Source organism: Sandaracinobacteroides sayramensis (genome assembly GCF_022014495.1).
In the GTDB taxonomy this organism is placed as follows: Bacteria; Pseudomonadota; Alphaproteobacteria; order Sphingomonadales; family Sphingomonadaceae; genus Sandaracinobacteroides; species Sandaracinobacteroides sayramense.
On record NZ_JAKLSQ010000019.1, the window covers coordinates 170,689 to 192,671 of the forward strand.

The 21,983-nt window shown below is 68.2% G+C and carries 20 protein-coding genes; 9 read left to right on the forward strand and 11 right to left on the reverse strand.

Annotated features, from left to right (window positions below):
• Positions 1–199: 199 nt before the first annotated feature.
• From L6Q21_RS14290 to L6Q21_RS14300, 3 genes are read right to left on the reverse strand one after another with little or no spacing between them, the layout of a single operon-like run.
• Complete coding sequence (locus L6Q21_RS14290; protein WP_237831442.1) at positions 200–604, reverse strand: DUF2147 domain-containing protein; 405 nt, start codon at positions 602–604, stop codon at positions 200–202.
• A gap of 51 nt (positions 605–655) precedes the next feature.
• Complete coding sequence (gene dapD / locus L6Q21_RS14295; protein ID WP_237831443.1) at positions 656–1,507, reverse strand: 2,3,4,5-tetrahydropyridine-2,6-dicarboxylate N-succinyltransferase; 852 nt, start codon at positions 1,505–1,507, stop codon at positions 656–658.
• Positions 1,504–2,124 carry a pyrimidine 5'-nucleotidase gene (locus L6Q21_RS14300; RefSeq protein ID WP_237831477.1) on the reverse strand — a complete coding sequence of 207 codons (621 nt, stop codon included), beginning with the start codon at positions 2,122–2,124 and terminating at the stop codon, positions 1,504–1,506. The genes dapD and L6Q21_RS14300 overlap by 4 nt, the downstream gene beginning before the upstream one ends.
• A gap of 203 nt (positions 2,125–2,327) precedes the next feature.
• Between L6Q21_RS14300 and L6Q21_RS14305 the strand changes: the two genes are divergently transcribed.
• The 4 genes from L6Q21_RS14305 (at position 2,328) to L6Q21_RS14320 (ending at position 8,789) form a co-directional block, all read left to right on the forward strand.
• Positions 2,328–4,592, forward strand: coding sequence for a S8 family serine peptidase (locus L6Q21_RS14305; protein ID WP_237831444.1), 2,265 nt, complete (start codon positions 2,328–2,330; stop codon positions 4,590–4,592).
• 575 nt (positions 4,593–5,167) lie between these two features.
• The gene (locus L6Q21_RS14310) at positions 5,168–6,658 is read left to right on the forward strand and encodes a replicative DNA helicase (protein ID WP_237831445.1); all 1,491 of its coding nucleotides are present in this window, start codon (positions 5,168–5,170) and stop codon (positions 6,656–6,658) included.
• Between the two features lie 197 nt (positions 6,659–6,855).
• Positions 6,856–7,869: a threonine aldolase family protein gene (locus tag L6Q21_RS14315; protein WP_237831446.1), complete on the forward strand. Its 1,014-nt coding sequence runs from the start codon at positions 6,856–6,858 to the stop codon at positions 7,867–7,869.
• 20 nt (positions 7,870–7,889) lie between these two features.
• Positions 7,890–8,789, forward strand: coding sequence for a DMT family transporter (locus tag L6Q21_RS14320; RefSeq protein WP_237831447.1), 900 nt, complete (start codon positions 7,890–7,892; stop codon positions 8,787–8,789).
• Here the strand turns inward: L6Q21_RS14320 and L6Q21_RS14325 are convergent.
• From L6Q21_RS14325 to L6Q21_RS14355, 7 genes are all read right to left on the reverse strand, one after another.
• The gene (locus L6Q21_RS14325; protein ID WP_237831448.1) at positions 8,780–9,289 is read right to left on the reverse strand and encodes a flavin reductase family protein; all 510 of its coding nucleotides are present in this window, start codon (positions 9,287–9,289) and stop codon (positions 8,780–8,782) included. The genes L6Q21_RS14320 and L6Q21_RS14325 overlap by 10 nt on opposite strands.
• A 77-nt stretch (positions 9,290–9,366) precedes the next feature.
• Positions 9,367–10,029, reverse strand: a complete 663-nt coding sequence (locus L6Q21_RS14330) for a PadR family transcriptional regulator (protein ID WP_237831449.1) — start codon at positions 10,027–10,029, stop codon at positions 9,367–9,369.
• Positions 10,030–10,104: 75 nt separating this feature from the next.
• The gene (locus L6Q21_RS14335; RefSeq protein WP_237831478.1) at positions 10,105–10,905 is read right to left on the reverse strand and encodes an enoyl-CoA hydratase-related protein; all 801 of its coding nucleotides are present in this window, start codon (positions 10,903–10,905) and stop codon (positions 10,105–10,107) included.
• A 100-nt stretch (positions 10,906–11,005) separates the two neighbouring features.
• Complete coding sequence (locus tag L6Q21_RS14340) at positions 11,006–12,484, reverse strand: DEAD/DEAH box helicase (RefSeq protein WP_237831450.1); 1,479 nt, start codon at positions 12,482–12,484, stop codon at positions 11,006–11,008.
• Between the two features lie 236 nt (positions 12,485–12,720).
• Positions 12,721–15,666: a TonB-dependent receptor gene (locus tag L6Q21_RS14345; RefSeq protein ID WP_237831451.1), complete on the reverse strand. Its 2,946-nt coding sequence runs from the start codon at positions 15,664–15,666 to the stop codon at positions 12,721–12,723.
• 291 nt (positions 15,667–15,957) lie between these two features.
• Positions 15,958–16,386 carry a hypothetical protein gene (locus L6Q21_RS14350; RefSeq protein ID WP_237831452.1) on the reverse strand — a complete coding sequence of 143 codons (429 nt, stop codon included), beginning with the start codon at positions 16,384–16,386 and terminating at the stop codon, positions 15,958–15,960.
• Between the two features lie 110 nt (positions 16,387–16,496).
• The gene (locus L6Q21_RS14355) at positions 16,497–17,327 is read right to left on the reverse strand and encodes a class I SAM-dependent methyltransferase (RefSeq protein ID WP_237831453.1); all 831 of its coding nucleotides are present in this window, start codon (positions 17,325–17,327) and stop codon (positions 16,497–16,499) included.
• A 63-nt stretch (positions 17,328–17,390) separates the two neighbouring features.
• Here L6Q21_RS14355 and L6Q21_RS14360 point away from each other — a divergent pair, with 63 nt between their 5' ends.
• Positions 17,391–17,615 (forward strand): hypothetical protein, encoded by a 225-nt coding sequence (locus L6Q21_RS14360; protein WP_237831454.1) that lies wholly within the window; start codon positions 17,391–17,393, stop codon positions 17,613–17,615.
• Here the strand turns inward: L6Q21_RS14360 and L6Q21_RS14365 are convergent, their stop codons facing one another.
• Positions 17,616–18,323 carry an SIMPL domain-containing protein gene (locus L6Q21_RS14365; RefSeq protein WP_237831455.1) on the reverse strand — a complete coding sequence of 236 codons (708 nt, stop codon included), beginning with the start codon at positions 18,321–18,323 and terminating at the stop codon, positions 17,616–17,618.
• A 209-nt stretch (positions 18,324–18,532) separates the two neighbouring features.
• Here L6Q21_RS14365 and L6Q21_RS14370 point away from each other — a divergent pair, with 209 nt between their 5' ends.
• The 4 genes from L6Q21_RS14370 (at position 18,533) to gltX (ending at position 21,968) form a co-directional block, all read left to right on the forward strand.
• Positions 18,533–18,949 carry a VOC family protein gene (locus tag L6Q21_RS14370; protein ID WP_237831456.1) on the forward strand — a complete coding sequence of 139 codons (417 nt, stop codon included), beginning with the start codon at positions 18,533–18,535 and terminating at the stop codon, positions 18,947–18,949.
• A complete protein-coding gene (gene gloB / locus L6Q21_RS14375) occupies positions 18,949–19,671 on the forward strand; it encodes a hydroxyacylglutathione hydrolase (RefSeq protein ID WP_237831457.1) in 723 nt (240 codons plus the stop codon). The genes L6Q21_RS14370 and gloB overlap by 1 nt, the downstream gene beginning before the upstream one ends.
• Positions 19,661–20,086, forward strand: a complete 426-nt coding sequence (locus L6Q21_RS14380; RefSeq protein WP_237831458.1) for a DUF6491 family protein — start codon at positions 19,661–19,663, stop codon at positions 20,084–20,086. The genes gloB and L6Q21_RS14380 overlap by 11 nt, the downstream gene beginning before the upstream one ends.
• A gap of 562 nt (positions 20,087–20,648) precedes the next feature.
• Complete coding sequence (gene gltX, locus L6Q21_RS14385; protein WP_237831459.1) at positions 20,649–21,968, forward strand: glutamate--tRNA ligase; 1,320 nt, start codon at positions 20,649–20,651, stop codon at positions 21,966–21,968.
• Positions 21,969–21,983 lie beyond the last annotated feature (15 nt).

Here is a 21,983-nt window from a genome sequence, read left to right on the forward strand (position 1 = left end):
GGTCTTTTCAGACCTCAGGCGAGAGCCTGTTACAGCGTGTGTGCGACAGATTTTTCTGTCCTGCTCCTTCTTTTCATCGCCGGCAGGCGCATCCTGCTGTGGCGAAGATAAGGCCATCGCTGCCGTATGGGGCATTATATGAAGGCCAGTCAGAACAAACGCATACAAAAAACAGTTCATCGTCTTTTCCCTATGAAGCTCAGTTGCCCACGCGCGTCCATGTCTCCCGCCGGCACCCCGTGTTGCGCACCAGGCAGCCGCGCACCTCGATGGTCTTCGGATTCTGCACCGCCAGCGTGCCGTTGAAGCGGCGGTTGATGTCCGGCACGAACACCCGGCCCTGGAATTCGCTGGGGCCGGTGCGGGTGAAATCCTCGAACAGGTTCATGCCGATCAGGTCCGGATGCCCGCCGCGCGCGGCGTCGGCCTTGGCCTTGTCGCTGGCCCAGGCCACCTTGCCGCAGATATTCTGGCCGCATTTCGAAATGCGGATCCGCGTGTTGCCGCCGGGGCTTTGCCACAGCCCGGTCGGGGTCACCGGCTTCTGCGCCACGGCGGGCGCCGCCAGCAGCAGCGGGATCAGGGCGGCGGACAACAGCTTCATGCGGCAACTCCGGCGAATCGGCTCCGATCCGCCGGCTTTGCGCCCTTCCCCTCAGTCCCGCAAGAGCTCGTTGATGCCTGTTTTCGCCCGCGTTTTCGCGTCCACGCGCTTCACGATCACCGCGCAGGCCAGATTGGGGCCCGGCGTGCCGTCGGCCAGCGGCTTTCCGGGCAGCGTGCCCGGAACCACCACCGCATAGGCCGGCACTTCGCCGATGAAGGTCTCGCCCGTCTCCCGGTCGACGATCTTGGTGGAGGCGCCCAGGAACACCCCCATGGACAGCACCGCGCCCTCGCGCACGATCACCCCTTCGGCCACTTCCGAGCGGGCGCCGATGAAGGCGCCGTCCTCGATGATCACCGGGCCGGCCTGCAGCGGCTCCAGCACGCCGCCGATCCCCGCCCCGCCCGAGATATGCACATGGGCGCCGATCTGCGCGCAACTGCCGACGGTCGCCCAGGTGTCCACCATCGTGCCCCTGCCGACATGGGCGCCGATGTTCACGAAGCTCGGCATCAGCACCGCGCCCGGCGCCACATAGGCCCCCTGGCGGACGACGGCGCCCGGCACCATGCGGAAGCCGGCCTCGGAAAAGCGCGCCTCGTCCCAGCCTTCGGTCTTCAGCGGCACCTTGTCATAGGCGGGCGCGCCGACACCGCCGGCCGGCGCGTTGGCGGTCAGGCGGAAGCTCAGCAGCACCGCCTTCTTCAGCCACTGGTTCACCCGCCACTCGCCGGCCGAATCCGGCTCGGCCACGCGCAGGCGGCCGCTGTCCAGCCCTTCGATCGCTGCGCCCACGGCGGCGATCGCCTGCGCGTTGCCGGGGGCGTCATGGGGGGTCAGGCTTTCCCGGCCTTCCCAGGCCGCCTCGATGATCGCCTGCAGTTCAGCCCCGTTCGTCATCTCGTCAGTTCCTCCAGCCAGTCGGTCAGGTCGTGCAATTCATGGTCGATGAAGTCGGGCGAATGGCCATGGTCGCCGCGCTCGGAGCCATTGTTCACCCAGCCCGTCACCATGCCCAGCGCGTGCGCGGGCTTCAGATTATGCGCCATGTCGTCCACGAAGAAGGCCCGCTCAGGCGCTATCCCATGCGCCTCGCAGACCCCGCGATAGGCGCGCGGGTCGGGCTTCGGATGATAGCGCATGGCGTGCACGTCGTGGATGGCGTGGAAGCAGTCGCCGATCCCCAGCGCCGCCAGCACCCGCTCGGCATAGGCGAGGTCGCCGTTGGTGAAGACGATCCGCCGCCCCGGCAGCCTTTCCAGCGCCGCGGCCAGCCGCGGGTCCGGGTCCAGCACCGACATGTCGATGTCGTGCACATAGTCCAGGAAGTCGTTCGGATCGACGTCATGGCTCAGCATCAGCCCGCGCAAGGTGGTGCCATGCTCGTGGAAATAGCGCTTCTGCACCACCCGCGCCTCGTCGCGCCCCAGCCCCAGCAGGCGGCCGACGAAGGCTTCCATCCTGCGGTCGATCTGGGCGAAGAGATTGGCCCGCGCCGGATAGAGCGTGTTGTCCATGTCGAACAGCCAGCAGTCCACCTCGCCCAGACGGGCGGAGAAGACGGAGTCCAGACGGGCGGGGAAGGCAGGTCCGGGCGGAACGGGAACGGCAGGCATGGCGCCGCCCATAGACGAGGTTGCATGCCGGAAGCCAGTTCGGCATGAATTGCCCGCCTGCGGACGACAGGCGAATCGCAAAGAACAAGAAGCAAGAAGCAAGGATGAACTTGGCCCACCCTCTCTCCCCCAGCCGCTGGCTGAAACTCGCTCTGCTCGCCGCGCCCGCGCTGCTGCTCGCCGCCTGCGGCGGATCCGACGGCCCCGGCCCCGGCACCATCTCTACGCCGCCGCCGCCCACACCCACCCCAACGCCGACGCCGACGCCGACGCCAACCCCGGCCGTCGATTACGACACGGCCGAATATCAGCGCTCCACCTCGGCGGTGCAGTCGAAGGCGATCGGCGCCTGGCAGCTCAGCGCCTCGGGCGCGGGCGTCACCATCGGCATCGTCGACAGCGGCATCACCGACACGCTCGGCGAGTTCACCGGCCGAATCGCCGGCCAGAGCCGGGACGTCACCGGCCAGGGGCGCGGGCTTTCGGATTCCCACGGCCATGGAACGGCGGTGGCAGCCGTCGCCGCCGCCGCCCGCAACGACAGGGAAATCGTCGGCGTGGCGCCCGGCGCCACCATCGCCATGATGCGGGCGGACAATGGGGATTGCGCCAACGGCTGCGAATATGCCGACAGGGCCATCGCCGACGCGATCGACGCCGCCGTCTCCGCCGGGGCGAAGGTCATCAACATCTCGCTCGGCGGCTCGGCGGCGAACAGCACGCTGCGCAACGCCTTCGCCCGCGCCGCGGCGGCGAATGTGGTGATCGTCGTCGCCGCCGGCAACGACGGCAAGTCCGAGGTCGACCCGCTGCCCGCCGCCGCGCTCGCCGCCGGCAGCAGCGCCAATGTGATCATCGCCGGCGCCTCGACTCTGGCCGGCGAGATCGCCGATTTCTCCAACCGGGCCGGGCAGGCGCAATCCAACTATCTGCTGGCGCTGGGCGAGGGCGTGCGCAGCTTCGACCATCTGGGCGACGCCTATATCTATTCCGGCACCAGCTTCGCCGCCCCCGCCATCTCGGGCGCGGTCGCCCTTCTCGCCCACTATTTCCCCAACCTCACCGCCCAGAGGCTCGTGGACATACTCCTCTCCTCCGCGGACGATGTCGGCGCCGCCGGAACCGACGCCATCAACGGCCGGGGCCTCCTCAACATCGCCCGCGCCATCGGCCCCTCCGGGCAGACCAGCCTTGCCGGCACGCAGGTGCCGGTCGGCGCCGGCCCGGCGGGCACGCTCGGCAGCGCGTTCGGCAACGGGCTTTCGGGCGAAACCGCGCTCCGCCAGATGCAGGTGACGGACCGTTTCGACCGCACCTACACCGCCCCGGTCGGCCTCACGCTGCGCGCCGCCTCGCCGCGCCGCCTCACCGGGCGGCTGGCCGCCGCCAGCCTGCTTTCGGCCGACACCGACCGCGCGGCCGGCCCCTTCGCGCTGAGCCTGCAGATCCGCGCCAGCGAGCGGATGGACCGCACCGGCACGGACCATTTCCGCAACGAGGACCATCAAGTCGCCAACCTCGGCTTCGCCCAGCGCGGGGTGGACGCCCGCGCCGGCACCCGCAATCCGCTGCGGGAAACCCGGCTCCGCCTCGCCGCCAGCAACGGCTTCGGCTTCGTCGCCGCTTCCGGCCGGCTGGCCAGCGAAAGCCTGCCCGGCGCGGCGGCCGGCGGCTTCATAGCCGACGACGGCCTCTCCCCCGACGAGGGCACCGGCACGCGCGGCCGTCAGATGCTGATGGCCGAGCACCGCCACGGCCCGCTGGCGCTGGCGCTGGCCGCCAGCCACCGCCGCTATGGCCTCAACGACATCCCCGGCCTTTCCCGCAGCGCCAGCCAGTCGCGCCTGACGCTGGGCGCCGCCTATGCCACCGGGCCATGGCGCCTCGCCGTGCAAGCGGCGGACGCGCAGGACGAGGGCGCGCTGCTGGGCACCCGCCTCTCCCCCGATTTCGGCTTGACGGGCGGCCGCACGCAATCGCTTGGCCTCGCCGCCGGTTTCGAGCAGAGCGGCTACCGCCTGCGCCTGGCCGGTACGCAAGGCTGGGTGCAGCCGCATCTCGCCGGCGGCCATCTGCTGCTGAACGCCGGCAAGCTGCAAACGCAAAGCTGGTCGCTGGCGGCGGAAGCCCCGGCCGGGCCGGGCGCCTTGTCGCTGCGGTTCGCCGGCCCACTCGCCGTCACTTCCGGCCAGTTCCGGCTGGCGAACGGCCAGCCGCTCAACGCCGCCGTCCTCGCCCGCGAAACCGCGACGGAGCTTGGTTACGCCTGGGGCAATCTGCAACTGGCCGCCTTCCACCGCCAGAACGCCGGCAACTTCCCCGGCCTGCAGGACAGCGGCGCGGCCTTCACCTTCCGCTCGGAGTTCTAGGCCTGGTGTTCTTGAGGGGGCTCTGCCCCCTCAAACTCCCCCGGCAGGGAGCCGTGCTCCCTGCACCCACATTTTCGGGTTCGAGCGGCAAGGTCGCTTTGACAAGAAAATTATTGCCTGCGGCGCTGACTTGGCGGGTTTTAAACCGCCGACCTCACCCGTCACCCCGGGCTTGACCCGGGGTCCAGCTTCCTCGCGCGCCGAGGTTCGCCGATCATGCCCGAATGGCGGGCCAAACAGCTGGACCCCGGGTCAAGCCCGGGGTGACGGGTGAAACCGACCCAGAGCGCTGCAGGCAATCGAACCGAATCCGCAAGCCCGACCTCGCCGATTCAGCCCCAACCCGAAGAAAAGAGGGTGCAGGGAAATCATTTCCCTGCTGGGTCCAGGGCGAAGCCCTGGCCGCCGGAGGCAAAAACCCCGACCGCCGCCGAACCCCCGACAACTCTCCTGTGGATGAATCCGACAGAACCGGAAAACCGCCGAGGGAAAGCATCCACAGCCCCGATTCCGCCTGAAACCTGCGATTCCCCCTCTACCCAAAGCGGCATCGCCTGGCGCAAAGAGGTCGGCCCATGACAGTCCTGCCTCACCCCTCCAGCATCGACCCCGCCGGCAACGGCGTCCAGCGCATTCCGTTCAACATCGAGGCGGAGAAGGCGCTTCTCGGCGCGCTGCTGCTGGAGAACCGACTGCTGGAGGACATCCACCTGCAACTGCGGGACGAGCATTTCTACGAGCCGCTGCACGGCCGCGTGTTCGCGCAGATCCGCCGGCTGGCGGACCATAATATGGTCGCCAACCCCGTCACGCTGCGGCCCCTGTTCGAGACGGACGCGGCGATCGCCGAACTGGGCGGCCCCACCTATCTGCTGCGGCTGACCGAGGATCCGGCCGTGGTCATCGCCGCGCGGGACTGCGCGCAGCAGATCTACGATCTCGCCCTGCTGCGCGCGCTGGTGCTGGTCGGCGCGGAACTGGTAAGTTCCGCCACCGACACCAGCAGCGAAGTCGCGCCGATGAAGCAGATCGAGGCGGCGGAGGAAGCGCTGTATCGCGTCGCGGAAACCGGCGAGGTCTCGGGCGCGTCGGTCGATTTCGCCGGCGCGGCCAGGAAGGCCGTGGAAATGGCGGCCAAGGCGATGAAGTCGGGCGGGCATCTGTCGGGCCTGACGACCGGGCTCACCGGCCTCAACAACAAGATCGGCGGCCTGCACAATTCCGACCTTCTGGTGCTCGCCGGCCGCCCGGCCATGGGGAAGACGGCGCTCGCCACCAACATCGCCTTCGCCACCGCCTATCGCGCGAAGCAGGACGAGCGGGAGGGCATTTCCGCCTCGTCGGGCGCCCCGGTCGCCTTCTTCAGCCTGGAAATGTCGGCGGACCAGCTCGCCAACCGGATTCTGGCCGAGCAGTCGCAGATCAGCTCGGAGAATCTGCGGATGGGGAAGATCACCCAGGCGGAATTCAACGACCTCGCGCGCGCGGCGGAAAATCTCTTCGACCTGCCGCTCTACATCGACGACACGCCGGCGCTTTCGATCGCGGCGCTGCGCACCCGCGCCCGGCGGCTGAAGCGGCAGAAGAAGATCGGCCTCATCGTCATCGACTATCTGCAACTGCTGCAGGGCACGGCGCGCAACGCCGCCGAGAACCGGGTGCAGGAAATCTCCGAGATCACCCGCGGCCTGAAGACGCTGGCGAAGGAGCTGGACATTCCGGTTATCGCGCTGTCCCAGCTCAGCCGGCAGGTGGAAAACCGCGAGGACAAGCGGCCGCAACTGTCCGACCTGCGGGAATCGGGCACCATCGAGCAGGACGCGGATATCGTGCTCTTCGTCTTCCGCGAGGAATATTATCACGAGGGGAAGAAGCCCGAGGACGGCAGCGAAAAGTTCCAGGCCTGGCTGGAAAAGGCCGACAGGCTGCGCGGCCGCGCCGAGGTGATCGTCGCCAAGCAGCGGCACGGGGCCACCGGCACGGTGCCGCTGATGTTCCACCGCGAGTTCACCCGCTTCTCCGACCCGGCGGAAGGCGAAAGCTGGGCCTCCGATTACGGCGACTAGGCAGGCCCCCCCATTCCCGTCACCCCGGGCTTGACCCGGGGTCCAGCTTTTCTGCAGCCACCACGCTAGAGGAAGAAAGCCGGACCTCCGCTCAAGCCCGGGGCGACGGAAAAAATGTATTTATGGATGGCTTGTATAGGCTCCCAACCTGGGGCCTAAGGGCTTCCCGCCCCCGGCCTGCCAGAAACGCGACACCCATGGACTTCACTTCCGACAACGCCGCCGGCGTGCACCCGGCCATCCTGCGGGCCGTCGCCGACGCGGCCGGCCCCGAACCGGCCGGCTACGACGGAGACCGTTTCTCCGCCCGGCTGGACGACGCCTTCTCGCAACTGTTCGAACGGCCGGTGAAGGCTTTCGCCGTCCCCTCGGGCACGGCCGCCAACGCGCTGGGCCTAGCCGCCGTCACCCCGCCGTTCGGCGGCGTCTGGTGCCATGCGGAAGCGCATATCGAGGTGGACGAAGCCGGCGCCATCCCCTTCTACACCGGCGGCGCGACGCTGATGCTGGTGCCGGCTCCGGCCGGCAAGCTGACGGTCGCAGCGCTGGACGAAGCCGCCGCCCGCCGCCGGGGCGATGTGCACCAGGTGCAGCCGGCGGCGCTCAGCCTGACGCAGGCGACCGAGTGCGGCACCGTCTACCGGCCGGACGAAGTGGCGGCGCTGGCGCAATGGGCCAAAGCGCGCGGACTGAAGGTGCAGATGGATGGCGCCCGCTTCGCCAACGCCGTCCGGCATCTGGGCTGCGCGCCCGCGGACGTCACCTGGCGCGCCGGCGTCGACCTCCTCTCCTTCGGCTGCATCAAGAACGGCGGCATGTCGGCCGAAGCGCTCATCGTCTTCGACGAGGCGCTGGCGCAGAGCATCCCCGTCCGCCGCAAGCGCGCCGGGCTGATGCCGTCGAAAGGCCGCTTCGCCGCCGCGCAACTGCTGGCGATGCTGGAAGGCGGGCTGTGGCTGGAGATCGCCGCCGGTTCCAACGCCGCGGCGCAGCGGCTGGCGAAGGCCGCCGCGGGCCGCCTGCTCTACCCCGTCGAAGCCAATGAACTGTTCCTGCACCTGAACGAGGCCGAACGCGCGCGCCTGCGCGCGCAGGGCTTCAGCTTCTACGACTGGGAACTGGCTGGGCCGGAAGCCGCGCGCTTCGTGATCCGCTGGGATCAGGCGGAAACCGCCATCGAAAGCCTCGCCTCCGCCCTCGCTTCTCTCTGACTCGCCCGAAAGCCCTTCCCATGTCGCCGCGCACGATGCTGCAATTCGCCATAGTCACCCTCATCTGGGGGACGACCTGGATCGTCATCAAATATCAGCTCGGCGACGTGAACCCCAGCTGGTCGGTCAGCTACCGCTTCCTGACGGGTGGCCTCACCCTGCTTGCCTGGTGCGCGGTGAAGCGCCTGCCGCTCACCGTGCCGCGCCACGCGCTGCCCTTCCTGTTCGCCATCGGCCTGTTCCAGTTCGTGCTGAACTTCAACTTCGTCTATCGGTCGGAGCTTTACATCCCGTCGGGCATCCCGGCGGTCGCCTTCGCGCTGCTGATGGTGCCGAACGCATTGCTCGCATGGGCCTTCCTGAAGCGCCCGGTCAGCCGCCAGTTCCTGCTCGGCGCCACGCTTGGCATTTTCGGCGTCGGCCTGCTGTTCGCGCAGCAGCTTTCGCTTCCGGGCAGCCGCGCCGAAACGATGCTGGGCCTCACGCTGGTGATCGCCGGCGTGCTGTCCGCCAGCATCGCCAATGTGATGCAAGCCAGCCCCCGCGCGCTCACCTTCCCGGCGCTTCCCGGCCTCGCCTGGGCGATGCTGATCGGCGCGGGCGTGAACGCCCTCGTCGCCATGGTCTTCGTCGGCCCGCCGCAGTTCGACACGGCGCCCAGCTACTGGCTGGGCTTCCTCTATCTCGGCGTCTTCGCCAGCGCGCTGGCCTTCGCCCTCTATTTCGACCTGATCCGCAAGATGGGGCCGGCGGAAGCCGCCTGGACCAGCGTCCTCATCCCGATCATCGCCATGGCGATCTCGACCGTGGCCGAGGATTTCCGCTGGACCCCGCTCGCCATCGGCGGCTCGGCGCTGGCGCTCGTGGGGCTGGTCGTGGCGCTGCGCCAGCCGGCGCGGCGCCCCGATCCTCAGAGATAGCCGCCGCGCACGAACATCAGCGGATGCCGGTTCTCGGCCGAGCGGAAGCTGTCGATCCGGCCGATCAGCACCTGATGGTCCCCGGCGTCGACATCCTGCACCAGCGTGCAGGCGAAATTGGCGCAGGCGCCTTCCAGCAGCAGCAGGCCGGATTCCGATTCCACCCACTCGCCCTCGCCGAAGCGGTCCTCCCGGCGGGAGGCGAAACAGTCGGCGACGCCGCGCTGGCCGGCGGAGAGCACGCTCACGCCGAACAGGCCGCTGTGGCGGATGGCCGGCAGGCTGCGGATGTTCCGCCCCGGGCACACCAGCAGCATCGGCGGGTCGAGAGAAACGGAGGTGAAGCTGTTGGCGGTGAAGCCCACCGGATTGCCGTCGCGGTCGAAGCTGGTGACGATCGTCACCCCGGTCGCGAAGCAGCCGAAGGCGTCGCGCAACGGGCGATGGTCCGGCAGCGGATGCACGTGGGGCTGGATGAGGGCGGGGCGCTTGTCGCTCATGCCCCCTTCAACCCGCTGCGCGACGCGAAGGCAAGAGAAAGGCCCGCCCCGGCTTGCCGGGGCGGGCCATATCCGCGTCAGAGCCGCTCGATCTTCGACGCCGCCTCGTCCAGCAGCGCCGCCACGTTTAGCATGCGCTCCTTGCCGGCGCCTTCCTCGCGCAGCTTCGTCTGCAACACGGCGGCGAGGTTCGCCATCGCCCGCCTGACCGGCGCCGGATCGGCGCCGCCGGCGGGCGCGGCCAGCGCCTTCAGCCGCGCCATCGCCGCTTCCGCCGCTTCGGCATGGACGACGAGATAGGCCTTGCCGTCCTCGGTGATGGCGAAGCTGCGGCGGCTGCCGTCCTCGGCGGAAGGCGCGATCAGCTCCATTTCCGCCAGCAGGCTCAGCATCGGGTAGATGACTCCGGGGCTGGGCGCATATTGGCCGCCGGTCAGCTCCTCGATGGCGCGGATGATGTCATAGCCGTGGCGCGACTCGGCGGAGACGAGGGTCAGCACCACCAGCCGCAGCGACTCGGCGTCGAAACGCCGGCGGCGCCCGCCGCGGCCACCGCCGGGCCCGGCGAAATCGCCAGCGCCGAACTTGTCGCCGAAGCCACCGTGGCGGCCACCGAAGCCGCGCCCGAAGCCCCGGCCGCCAAAGGCGGCTTCGAAACCACGGCCGCCGAAGGCGCTCTCAAAGCCGCGACGGCCGAAACCATGGCCGCAACGGCGGCCTTCAGAATGGGAAGAATGCATGGAATGTCCTTTCATGCCCCGTCATATCGGAGCATGTCGAAACATTATCAAGATATATCTTAGATCGTTTTTAATCTATTTTCCGCTAAACTCGGCCGGCCGCTTCTGCAGGAAGGCCTGCACCCCTTCCGCGAAGTCCGGGCTGCGCCCCGCCGCCATCTGGTTGCGCCGCTCCAGCATCAGCGCTTCGGTCAGCGTCCGGTCTAGGCAATCGCGGATGCCGCTGCGGATCAGCGTCAGCGCCCGCGTCGGGCCCTTCGCCAGCTTGCCGGCGATCGCCTGTGCGCGCGGCAGCAGGTCGGCGTCCTCCACCACTTCCGACACCATGCCCCATTCATAGGCCAGCTCCGCTGGAATCCGCTCGCCCAGCATCATCATCCGCGTCGCCCGCGCCCGGCCCACCATGCGCGGCAGCATCCACGTCGAGCCCACGTCCGGCACCAGCCCGATGTTCACGAACGCCTGCAGGAAATAGGCGGATTTCGCCGCGACGATGATGTCGCCGGCCAGCGCGTAGGAACAGCCCGCCCCGGCCGCCGGCCCGTTCACCGCCGTCACGAAGGGCACGGGCAGCGCGAACAACCGCTCCAGCAGCACGTTGAAATGCGTTTCCAGCACCTTGCCAGCGTCCACCGGGCCGTCGCCCATTGCCGCGCCGGCCCCGCCGGAGGACAGGTCCGCGCCGGACGAGAACCCCCGCCCCGCCCCCGTCAGCACCAGGCAGCGCGCCGGGGACAGGCCGTCGCGGATCCGGTCCACGGCCTCGATCATTTCCGCCAGCACGTCCATGTCCAGGCTGTTCAGCCGGTCCGGGCGGTTGATGGTCAGGGTGGCCACGCCATCGGCCTCGTCCCAAAGAATATGCTTGAAGCCCATCTCGATCCTCCCAAGGTTAGAGGTCATGGCTCTAGCGCGGCCGGCATCGGGCCCGCCGCTCGGCAAAAGGCGAGGGTTTCCCCCGTCCTGCGGAAAACGCTCAGTCCCTGCGGGTGGCGCTGACCAGCAGGAAGGCGGGAATCCCCTCCTCGCCGAAGCCCGGCGCCTGCGCCGGCTCGCGCCGGTCCTCGCGCGGACGCTCTTCCCCGCGTTCCTCCCGCCGATCGTCGCGCCGCCCCCGCGCCTTGCGCTCGCCCCGATCCCGCTCCGGCCGATCCCGCTCCGGCCGTTCGCGCGCGGGCTTCTCCCGCTCGGCCGCATCTTCGGTGCGGCCCTCATCCTTGCGCCCGCCATCCCTGGAGCCGCCGCGATTGCGCGCGCCACGCCCGCCGCGCCCTTCGGGCCTCTCGTCCGCGCGCCGCTCTTCGGCCTCTTCCGCCGCATCCGCCTCGCGCGCGCCGCCGTCCGCCGGCTGCCGGCGGGGAATCTTCTGGCCGGTCAGCTTCTCGACATTGTGGATCGCTTCCTCGTCCTCGGGCGAGACCAGGGTGATGGCCACGCCCTTCTGCCCGGCGCGGCCGGTGCGGCCGATGCGGTGGACATAATCGTCCGGGTGCCAGGGCACGTCGAAGTTGAACACATGGCTGACGCCCTTGATGTCCAGCCCGCGCGCCGCCACGTCGGAGGCGACGAGGATGTTGATCTCCCCGTCCTTGAAGCGGTCCAGCTCGCGGATTCGGTCCGGCTGGTCCATGTCGCCGTGGATCTGCCCCACCTTGAACTTGTGCCGCTTCAGGCTGGAGGCGAGGTCGCGCACCATCGTCTTGCGGTTGCAGAAGATGATGCCCGTCTTCACTTCTTCTTCGTGCAGCAGGTCGCGCAGCAATTCCCGCTTGCCGCGCTGCGAAACCGAAACCAGCGACTGGGCGATATCCTTGTTGGTGCTGGCCGGCCGGGCGATTTCCACCGTCTTCGGGTTGGACATGAAGCGGTCCGCCAGCTTCTTCACCGGCGCCGGCATGGTGGCGGAGAACAGCAGCGTCTGCCGCTCGGCCTTGATGAGGGTGCAGATCTTCTCGACATCGGGGATGAACCCCATGTCCAGCATGCGGTCCGCCTCGTCGATCACCAGCACGTCCACGCCGGACAGCAGGATCTTGCCCCGCTGGTGCTGGTCCAGCAGCCGGCCCGGGGTGGCGATCAGCACGTCCACGCCCTTTTCCAGCGCTTTGTCCTGGTCGCCGAAGGCCACGCCGCCGATCAGCAGCGCCATGGAAAGCTTGTGATACTTCCCATATTTCTCGAAATTCTCCGCCACCTGCGCGGCCAGTTCGCGCGTCGGTTCCAGGATCAGGCTGCGCGGCATCCGCGCCCGGCTGCGCCCCTCGGCCAATATGTCGATCATCGGCAGCACGAAGCTTGCCGTCTTGCCCGTGCCGGTCTGCGCGACGGCGATCAGGTCCTTGCCCATCAGCACGGGCGGGATGGCGGCCGCCTGGATTGCGGTCGGCTCGGTATAGCCGCTGTCGGCCACGGCCTTCAGAAGGGCGTCGGACAGATGAAGGTCAGAAAAGGGCAAGTCTTATCCTTGAGAAGGCCCATCCGCCCGGGAACACGGCCGGCGAACCGCAGTGCGACACCGGCGGGCCATACAGTCTGGCGCAACAATTGGAAAGAGCGCCGCTCGACATGCCTGCAATCGGGCCTGCAATCGGGCCTGCAATCAGGCGGCGAAAAGGCAAAGGGGGAAGCGGTTTCCCGCTCCCCCCTCGGGCGGGCGATGATTCAGCCCGTCCTCCCCAGCCCCGGAAAGCCCTAGAAGTTGAAGCCCAGCGTCGCCCCGAAACGGCGGGGCTCCAGCGTGAAGATGTTGGTGAACAGCCCCGACGAGGCGTCGGTCACATAAAGGCCGTTCACCGCATTGTTGTCGGCGATGTTCTGGATATAGCCGCGCACGAACCAGCGCCCGTCCGCCGCGTTCAGCTGCACCTGCGCGTTCATCACGACATAGGAAGGGATGCGGTTCGCATTGCCGTTGAAGATGTTGCCATAGCTCTGGCCGACGAAGTTGAGGTCGAAGCGCGGCACCAGCGTCATGCCGCTCGCGAACTCCTGCGTCCACTGCACCCCGGTCGAGACCTTGAAGTCCGGCGCCTGCGGCAGTTTGTTGCCGTTGATGTTCACCTCCACCCCGGCGCTCAGCACGTCGACGGCGGCGGCGGTCGGGAAGGCGGCGTTGGCGAGCTGGGCGCAGATCGAATAGGCGCCGAGCGTTCCGGGCGCGAGGCCGCTGTCGGACGGGAAGGCCGCCGGCCCCCTCAGCAGCCCCGGATTCTCGCCGGAGATGACCGAATTGACCACCGTCACATGCGTCGCCGCCGCGTTGGAGCCGGTCACCTTCGGAACCACGGCGCAATTGGAGCCGTTGGTGATGTCCTTGATGATGACGGCGTCGCCGCGGCCGCCGGAGGGGTCGCGCGAATTGGCCAGATATTTGTCCTGCGAAACCTTGGCGTTGAGCCAGGAGAAGGAGATGTTCATCGCCAGCGGCGGAATGGGCCGGGCGATCGCCTCGGCTTCCACCCCATAGATGTTGGCGTTCACATTGTCGTTCACCGACGTCCGCGCCACGATGCGGCTGAGCTGCAGGCCCTTGTATTTATAGTAGAAACCCGTGAGGTTCAGTTGCAGCGTGCCGTCCATGAAGCGGTTCTTCGAGCCGATCTCGAAGGCGTCCACGAATTCCGGCGCGAAGCTGTCCGACACTTCGAACACCGGCGCCAGCGGCGGGTTGATCCCGCCCGACTTGTAGCCCCGCGAATAGGAGGCATAGACCATATTGTCGTCGGTGATGTTCCAGTCGACCACGGCCCGGCCGGTGAATTCGCTGAAATGCACGCTGCGCTCCTGCCAGAGCTGGGTTCCCGGCAGGCCCGGATCGGCATCGAAATTGCCGACGAAGGGCGAATCGAAGGCGTCCGCCACGCCGAAGGGCGCCGGGAAGCTCAGAAGCGTGTTGCGGGCGCGGATGAACTTCCGGTCGTCGTTGTAGCGCAGGCCGACCGTCAGCTTCAGCGTATCGTTGATCTCATAATAGGCCTCCCCGAACAGGCCCCAGGACTTCAGCGTGAAATGGTCGGAATTGTTGCGATACATGGGCGTCGCCATGAAGGTCGCCGGGAAGGCGGTGTTGCCGGCCGCCTGCTGGCCGATCGCGGTGGCGACGCCCAGCACGCCGCTCGCATAGTCGAGGCCGAACGAATTCACATAATAGCTGTTCTCGGTCAGCGTGACATTGTTGTAGATCGCCCCCACCAGGAAGTTGAACGGGCCGTCGAACTGGCTGGAGACGATGCCTTCCACCGTCCAGGCCGTCTGGTCCTGGTTCGAACGGTCGAAATCCTGCGGCGTGGCCGAGCAGAGCGAATGGCCGGCATAGGCGCCGGTTCCGGTCGGCTCGGCGAGCGAGGTGCAGTAATTGCCGTTCGAGAGGATCTTCTGCACATTGGCGAACTGCTGCAAGGCCGGGCCGAAGGCGCCCGAGGCATAGGCCGCGAGCGTGCCGAGGCCGGTCGCGAAGCCGGCGCCATTCTGCACGGAGAGGTTGTAATCCTGCGAGCTGTCGACCTTGCTGCTCTGCCACTGGCCCGAGAGCTTGGCCCGGACCGCGCCGAAGTCATGCTCGATCTTGCCCTGCAGGATGATCTCCTCGGCGAAGTATCTGGGCGTGTAGTCGGTGCTCACCTGGCGCGGGTCGGTGAGCGGCGTGACGTTCGCGAACACGTCTGGGCCGTAGAGGCTGCCCAGGCCTAGGGCGGAAAGCGCCGCGCCCAGCCCGGCCCCGCCGTTGATGCGCAGCAGCTCGCGCGACGACAGGATGGAGGCGATGGTGGAATTGCCGTTGGTGGTTCCGAACTGGCGGCTTCCGGGCAGACAGCCGAGCACGCCCGTCGGGTCGCGCTGGCACATCTGCTTCTGGATGCGCAGCCGGTCGTCCTTCTCGCGGAAATAATAGCCCATCAGGCTGATGCTGGTGTCGTCGCCGGGCTCGAACAGCAGCGAGCCGCGCAGGGCATACATGTCCCGCCCGTCGATCCGGCTGTCGTCGTAGAGGTTTTCGGTCATGCCGTCGCGGTTCAGGTAGAAGCCGGCGATGCGCGCCGCCACCCGGTCTCCGAGCGGGACATTGACCATCCCCTGCAAGCGGATCTCGTTGTAATTGCCGTAGGTGGCCTCGCCGCTGGCGCCGAACTCGCCCAGCCGCGGCTTCGCGGTCACGAAGTTGACGACACCCGAAGTGGCGTTGCGGCCGAACAGCGTGCCCTGCGGCCCGCGCAGCACCTCGATCCGCTCCATGTCGAAATATTCGACTTCGGAAATCCGGCTGGCGGACAGCGGCAGGTCGTTCATGTGGATTCCGGTCGCCGCATCGCAGGTCACGCCGACGCAGAGGTCGCCGATGCCGCGGATGGTGAAGCTCGATCCGGTGAAATTGGTCTTGGCGAAGGTGACGTTCGGCAGGCTGAGCTGAAGCTGGGCGGCGTTGTTGATCTGCTTTTCCTGCAGCGCCTCGGACGAGAAGGCGGAAACCGCGATCGGCACGTCCTGCAGGCTCTGCGCCTGCCGCTGCGCCGTCACGATGATGTCCTCCACCCCGCTCTCGCCGCCCGCCGTCTGGGCTGCGGCGGCGAAGCCCGTCAGCCCCTGGACAGACACAGCCGATATCAGCGCAGCGCGGATCGCCAGCTTCGATGCGTTCATATTGTACCTCCCCTAGGCCTCTCCCAAGGCCTTTACTCCCTTATCGGCCTCCTTCTTGCGAGGCTCCCGCTTCTGCGGGACTGGCGAGGCTGACGGTGGCCGAAGAACGGCCCGGCCACCTTGGCGGCGGCTGCTGATATCCCGTCGGTCCTCCCCAGGCCGACAAGCCGCATTCAATCAGCAGCCCAGGGGCTTGTCCAGACGCATAGGCGCCCATACCCCCTAACCGAAGTGATGGTTACACTCTGTCACTTTTCGGCAACATAGCTGCCAACAGGGTGCCGGCGGCCGTTACCGGCGGCTGGGCTTCGCCTTCTTCAGCTCGGAAATGCGGCTCACCCGGCAGGCCCCGCCCTCCCGCGCCATCACCCGGTCGCGCCCGGCGCAGAATTTCCCCGGCTGCGTCGGCTTGTAATAGAAGCCGCCATAATAGCTGAGCTGCGGGCAGGATTGCGCCAGCGTCAGCCGGAAGCGCTGTCCGCCGCGCATCACCACGTCCAGATTGCGGGAATCGATCACCACCGCCCCGCCGATCCGCGCGACATCGATGCAGCCCGAACTGCTGGAACGGGTCGCCACCCAGTCCTCCTGTTCGGCCGGGGGCTGCGGCCGCACCGGCACCACGCCCAATTGCCCGGTGCCCGCCTGCGCCGGAACCGGCTGCGCGAAGGCGGCCGGCGCCAGCGCCAGGGCGGCCAGGCGCAACAGCAGGCTAGTCATGGTCCGCGGCGGCACTCGACAGAGGGCACGGCACCGGTCGAAGCGGGATCGGCATGCCAATCGCCTGTGCCCCACGCCTTGAACCGCGGCTTAACCCCAGCTCCCGAACGTCATTTCGCCGGCTTCACGAACCTCAGCGTCATCCGGTCGCTTTCGCCGATCGCCGCATATTTCGCCCGGTCGGTGTCGCCCAGCGCATAGGTGGGCGGCAGCGTCCAGACGCCCTTTTCATGGTCGGCCGTGTCGCGCGGGTTGGCGTTCACCTCGCTCGCCTTGTCCAGCCTGAAGCCGGCGGCCTGCGCCAGCCGGATCACCTCGCTCTGCTTCACATAGCCCGATCGCAGGCTCGCCTCATCGTCCGCCCGGCCCTCGGGCAGGCGATGCTCCACCACGCCCAGCACGCCGCCGGGCTTCAGCGCCGCGTAAAAGGCCTTGAACGCCTCCTCGGCGAAACCGGCCCCGCGCCAGTTGTGGACGTTGCGGAAGGTCAGCACCATGTCGGCGGAACCGGGGGCGGCGATATGGCCCTCGATCCCCTTGCCGAAGCTGCTGACGACAGGCTTGCCGAACACGTCCGGGTTCGCTTCCACCCGCTCCACGAAGGCCGCGCGGGACTTCTGCGCCCCGGCGGAGCCGGCCGGGTCGTTATGGGCGGCGACATAGCGCCCCTTGTCCTTCAGCACCGGCCCCAGGATCTCGGAATACCAGCCGCCGCCGGGGGATATCTCCACCACCGTCATCTCGGGCTTCAGGCCGAAGAACAGCAGCGTCTCCTTCGGGTGGCGATATGCGTCGCGCGCCCGGTTCGCCTCGCTGCGATGGCTGCCGGCGATGGCCTTGTCCAGAAGCGCCGCCGTCCCTGCATCCGCCTGCGCCGGCACGGCGACGGCCAGCAAAGGCGTGGCAACGGCCACAAGCGCTGCGATACGAAGCCTCATCATTCGCCTTCTCCCTCCGCCAAACGGCATCTCGCCAGATAAAGCCCTGGCTCCTAGAAGCAAGCCATGGGCTGGACATTCACCCTCGTCGCCGGCGGCCTGATGCTGGCCCTCCTCATCCTCGCCGGGCGGCTGCACGCCCGGCGCGGCATCGGCCGGCTGAGCTTCCTGCCGTGGGACTATGTGATGATCCTCTCGGCCATCCTGCTGGTGGTGATCGCCGCCCATGGCGCCATCCTCTGGCGGGACGGCTGGCCGCTGCCCTGGTCGGAGGAGATCACCCATCGCTGATCAGTCCAGCTTGAACTCCACCGTCGTCACCACCCGCACCTTCTGATAGGGCGTGTCCGTTCCCATCCCCGTCTCGCCGTCGCGCCCGGTGATGGAGAACAGCCCCTGCGTCGCCTGCCGGATCCCGCCCACCCTGGTGTCACTGTCGCGCGCGAACTGCCCGGCGGCCTCGCGCGCGCTTTTCGTCGCCTCGGCGATCATCTCCGGCTTCACGTCGTTCAGCTTCGTGAAGCTGTAGCTCACCCCGCCCATGTCGCTGTCCAGCGCCACGCCCTGCCGGATCATCTCCGCCTGATTGGCGAACGCCTTCTGCATCCGCTCGATATTGGTGGTGCGCGCCAGGAAGCGCTGGCGGATGGTGATGTTCAGCTGCCCGCGGCTGTTGTCGAAATACTGGTTCACCGAAGAGCCGCGCGGCTGGATCTCCTCGGCCGTGAAGCCGTTTGCGCTCAGGAACTTGCGCACGGCGTCGGCATCGGCGTCGGCCTTGCCCTGCACGATCGCCAGATCGGAGCCATTGGCCTGCGTCGCGATGGTCCAGGTGGCAAGGTCCGCCACCACGTCGCGCTCGGAAACGCCGCGCACCGTCACCACCGAGGGGCCGTTGCGCACGCCAGCCAGCCCCTGCGCCACGAACAGCCCCGCCAGAGCCAGCCCCAGGCCGATCAGCGCGCCCGGGAAAACCCTGTTATTCTGCCAGTCCGCCACGGCGTCAGCCTTCCATATGAGCCTGCGCCCATGCTGCGCTTTGCATCCTCCATGTCAAGCCGGGAAGCGCATGCGTGGGTGTCGGGCACACACATCTCGTCACCCCGGGCTTGACCCGGGGTCCAGCTTTTCTGTCGCCCGAACGCCGGGCTGGATTGTCGGCATGCCGCAAGGGTATGAGGGCGCGAACTTAAACAAAGGCCGCCCGCATGAAATATCTCCACACCATGATCCGCGTTTCCGATCCGGTGGAAACCATCCGCTTCTTCAACCTGTTGGGCCTGAACGAAGTCCGCCGCTACGATGTGGAGGCCGGGCGCTTCACCCTCATCTTCCTCGCCGCCCCCGGCGACGAATCGGCGCAGGTCGAACTCACCCACAACTGGGACGAGAAGGGCTACGGAGGCGGCCGCAACTTCGGCCACCTCGCCTATGAGGTGGAGGACATCTACGCCGCCTGCCAGCGCCTCGCCGACGGCGGAGTCACAATCAACCGCCCCCCGCGCGACGGCCATATGGCCTTCGTCCGCTCGCCCGACGGCATCTCGGTCGAACTGCTGCAGAAGGGCGAGCGCCTGCCGCCCACCGAACCCTGGGCCTCGGCCCCGAACATCGGCAGCTGGTGATGCCCGCCGCCCTCCACCGCCTCCCCGCCTTCGCGGACAATTACATCTGGCTGTTCGAATATGCGCCCGGCACGGTCGCCGTGGTCGATCCGGGCGACCCCGCGCCGGTGCTGGCGGCGGTGGCGGAAAAGGGGCTGGAGGTCAGCCACATCCTCAACACCCACTGGCACCCGGACCATGTGGGCGGCAACCTCGCCGTCAAGCAGGCGACCGGCTGCGCCATCGTCGGCCCCGCGCGCGAGGCCGACAAGATTCCCGGCCTCGACCGCGCCGTGGACGAGGGAGACGAGGTGACGCTCGGCGCGCACAGCGCCGACGTGCTGTTCGTCGGCGCGCACACCGCCGGCCACATCGCCTTCCACTTCCCCGCCGCGCAAATCCTCTTCCCCGGAGACACGCTGTTCGCCATGGGCTGCGGCCGCCTGTTCGAAGGCACGCCCGAAGACATGTTCCGCGCCCTCGGCAAGCTCGCCCGCCTGCCCGGCGAAACCACCGTCTGCTGCGCCCATGAATACACGCTTTCCAACGCCCGCTTCGCCGTCACCGTCGAGCCGGAAAACGCCGCGCTCGCCGCGCGTTATGCCGAGGTTCAGGCCGCCCGCGCGAAAAACCGCCCGACCGTGCCCTTCGCGCTTTCGCAAGAGCTTGCGACCAACCCCTTTGTGCGCGCACAATCGGCGGAGGAACTGGGGGCCAGGAGGAGAGCAAAAGATGCATTCTGATCGCATGCGCGCCATCGCCGCCGCGCTGGTCGCCGCCGGGCTCGCGCTCGGCGCCACCGCCGCCACCGCGAAGGACAAGACCCCGCCCACCGACCCCGCCACGCTGAAAGCCACCGGCGAGCCGCGCAACTGCATCCCCAGCAACGGCGTCAGCACGGTGAAGGCCGGCTCCGACGCGCTGATGTTCCGCGAAAGCGCGAACAGATGGTATCGCAACGACCTGCGCTCCTCCTGCCCGGGGCTGCGCGACGACCGCGTCCTCGTCTTCCGCAACCAGACGAGCGGCAGCCAATATTGCGAGATGGACAGCTTCGACCTCGTCGACACCATGACGCGCACCAGCTTCGGCTCCTGCACGCTCGGCAAGTTCACGCCCGTCGAAGTCCCCAAAGGCACCAAGTTCCAAAGCCGCTGATGGGGAAAAAAGCCCCTCCCCTGTCAGGGGAGGGGTTGGGGTGGGGGCGTCCACCGTCCAGCTTGGGCAGCCTCCGGCGGCCAGGGCTTCGCCCTGGACCCAGCAGGGAAATGATTTCCCTGCACCCTCTTTTCCCGCGTCAGCGCGAAACCGGCCAGGTCGTGCACAGGAATGCAGCCAATTGCCTGCGGCGCTCCACCCCTCTTCACCCCGGGCTTGACCCGGGGTCCAGCTGTTTGCCCCACCACTCGAAGATGACCCGCCAACGCCGGCGCGCGAGGAAGCTGGTCCCCGGGTCAAGCCCGGGGTGACGGGTGGAAGCAGCAGCAGCCCCCCCAATCAGCGCCGCAGGCAGTAAACTCAACCATCCGCGCGGCCTCGCCGCATCTCATGTCGAATCGGGGGTGCAGGAAGCACGGCTCCCTGTCCCGGGGTCCCCATGAACTTGTTCATGGGGTGGGGCCGGGGGAGCTTGAGGGGGCAGAGCCCCCTCAACCGCAACGTCGCTACCGCCAACCCACCGGCAATTGCGTCCACCCGCCGACAGGACTATCGCGGCCCCATGATCGTCACCCGCTTCGCGCCCTCCCCAACTGGCCGGCTTCACGTCGGCAATGTCCGCACCGCGCTTCTGAACTGGCTTCTGGCCCGGCAGGCCGGCGGCCGCTTCCTGCTCCGCCTCGACGACACCGACACCGCCCGCTCGACCGAGGAATATGCCCAGTCGATCCGCGAAGACCTGGCCTGGCTCGGCATGGACCCCGACACGGAGGAAAAGCAGTCCGCCCGCATGGCGCGCTACGAAGAGGTTCTGGACCAGCTCGCCGCCGCCGGCCACGTCTACCGCGCCTATGAAACGCCCGAAGAGCTGGAACTGAAGCGCAAGGTGCTGCTCGGCCGCGGCCTGCCGCCCGTCTACGACCGCGCCGCGCTGGCGCTCACCAACGAAGACCACGCCCGTTTCGAAGCCGAAGGCCGCAAGCCCCACTGGCGCTTCCGGCTGGACCCGGCGCTGCCGCGCGAATGGACCGACCTCGTGCGCGGCCCCAGCCACATAGACCCGGCCTCGCTGTCCGACCCGGTGATCCGCCGCGCCGACGGAAGCTGGCTCTACATGCTCCCCAGCGTCATTGACGATGTGGACATGCGCATCACCCATGTCGTGCGCGGCGAGGACCATGTGACGAACACCGGCATCCAGTTGCAGATGTTCGCGGCCATGGGGGCGCCGGCCCCGCTCTTCGGCCACGCCGCGCTGCTGACCGGGGCCGAGGGGGCGCTTTCCAAGCGCCTCGGCTCGATCGGCGTCGCCGACTTCCGCGCGCGCGGGATCGAGCCGATCGCGGTGAAGGCGCTTCTTGCCCGCCTCGGCACCTCGCTGCCGGTGGAGCCGGTCACCTCCGACGCGCCGCTCCTCGCAACCTTCGACATCGGCAACCTCGGCCGCGCCGCCGCCCGCTTCGACGAGGCGGAGCTGGAGCGCCTGAACGCCAGCATCCTGCACCAGACGGCGCACGCGGCCATCGCCGGCCGCACCCGCCTGAGCGAAGCCGAATGGAACGCCGTGCGCGGCAACATCGCCAGCGTCGCCGAGGCCGAGCAGTGGAAGGCGGTGATAACTGGCCCCATCGAAGCCCCCGCCCAGCCGGAAGAAGACAAGGCTTTCCTCCACGAAGCCGCCGCCGTCCTCGAATCCCAACCCTTCGGCCCCACCGCCTGGGCCGACCTCACCGAGGCGCTGAAAGCAAAGACCGGCCGCAAGGGTAAATCCCTGTTCATGCCGCTGCGCCTGGCGCTCACCGCCCAGCCCCACGGCCCGGACATGGCCGCCCTCCTGCCGCTCATCGGCCGCGAAGAAGCCCTGACCCGCCTGAAGGCGTAACCCCCTTGAACGCAG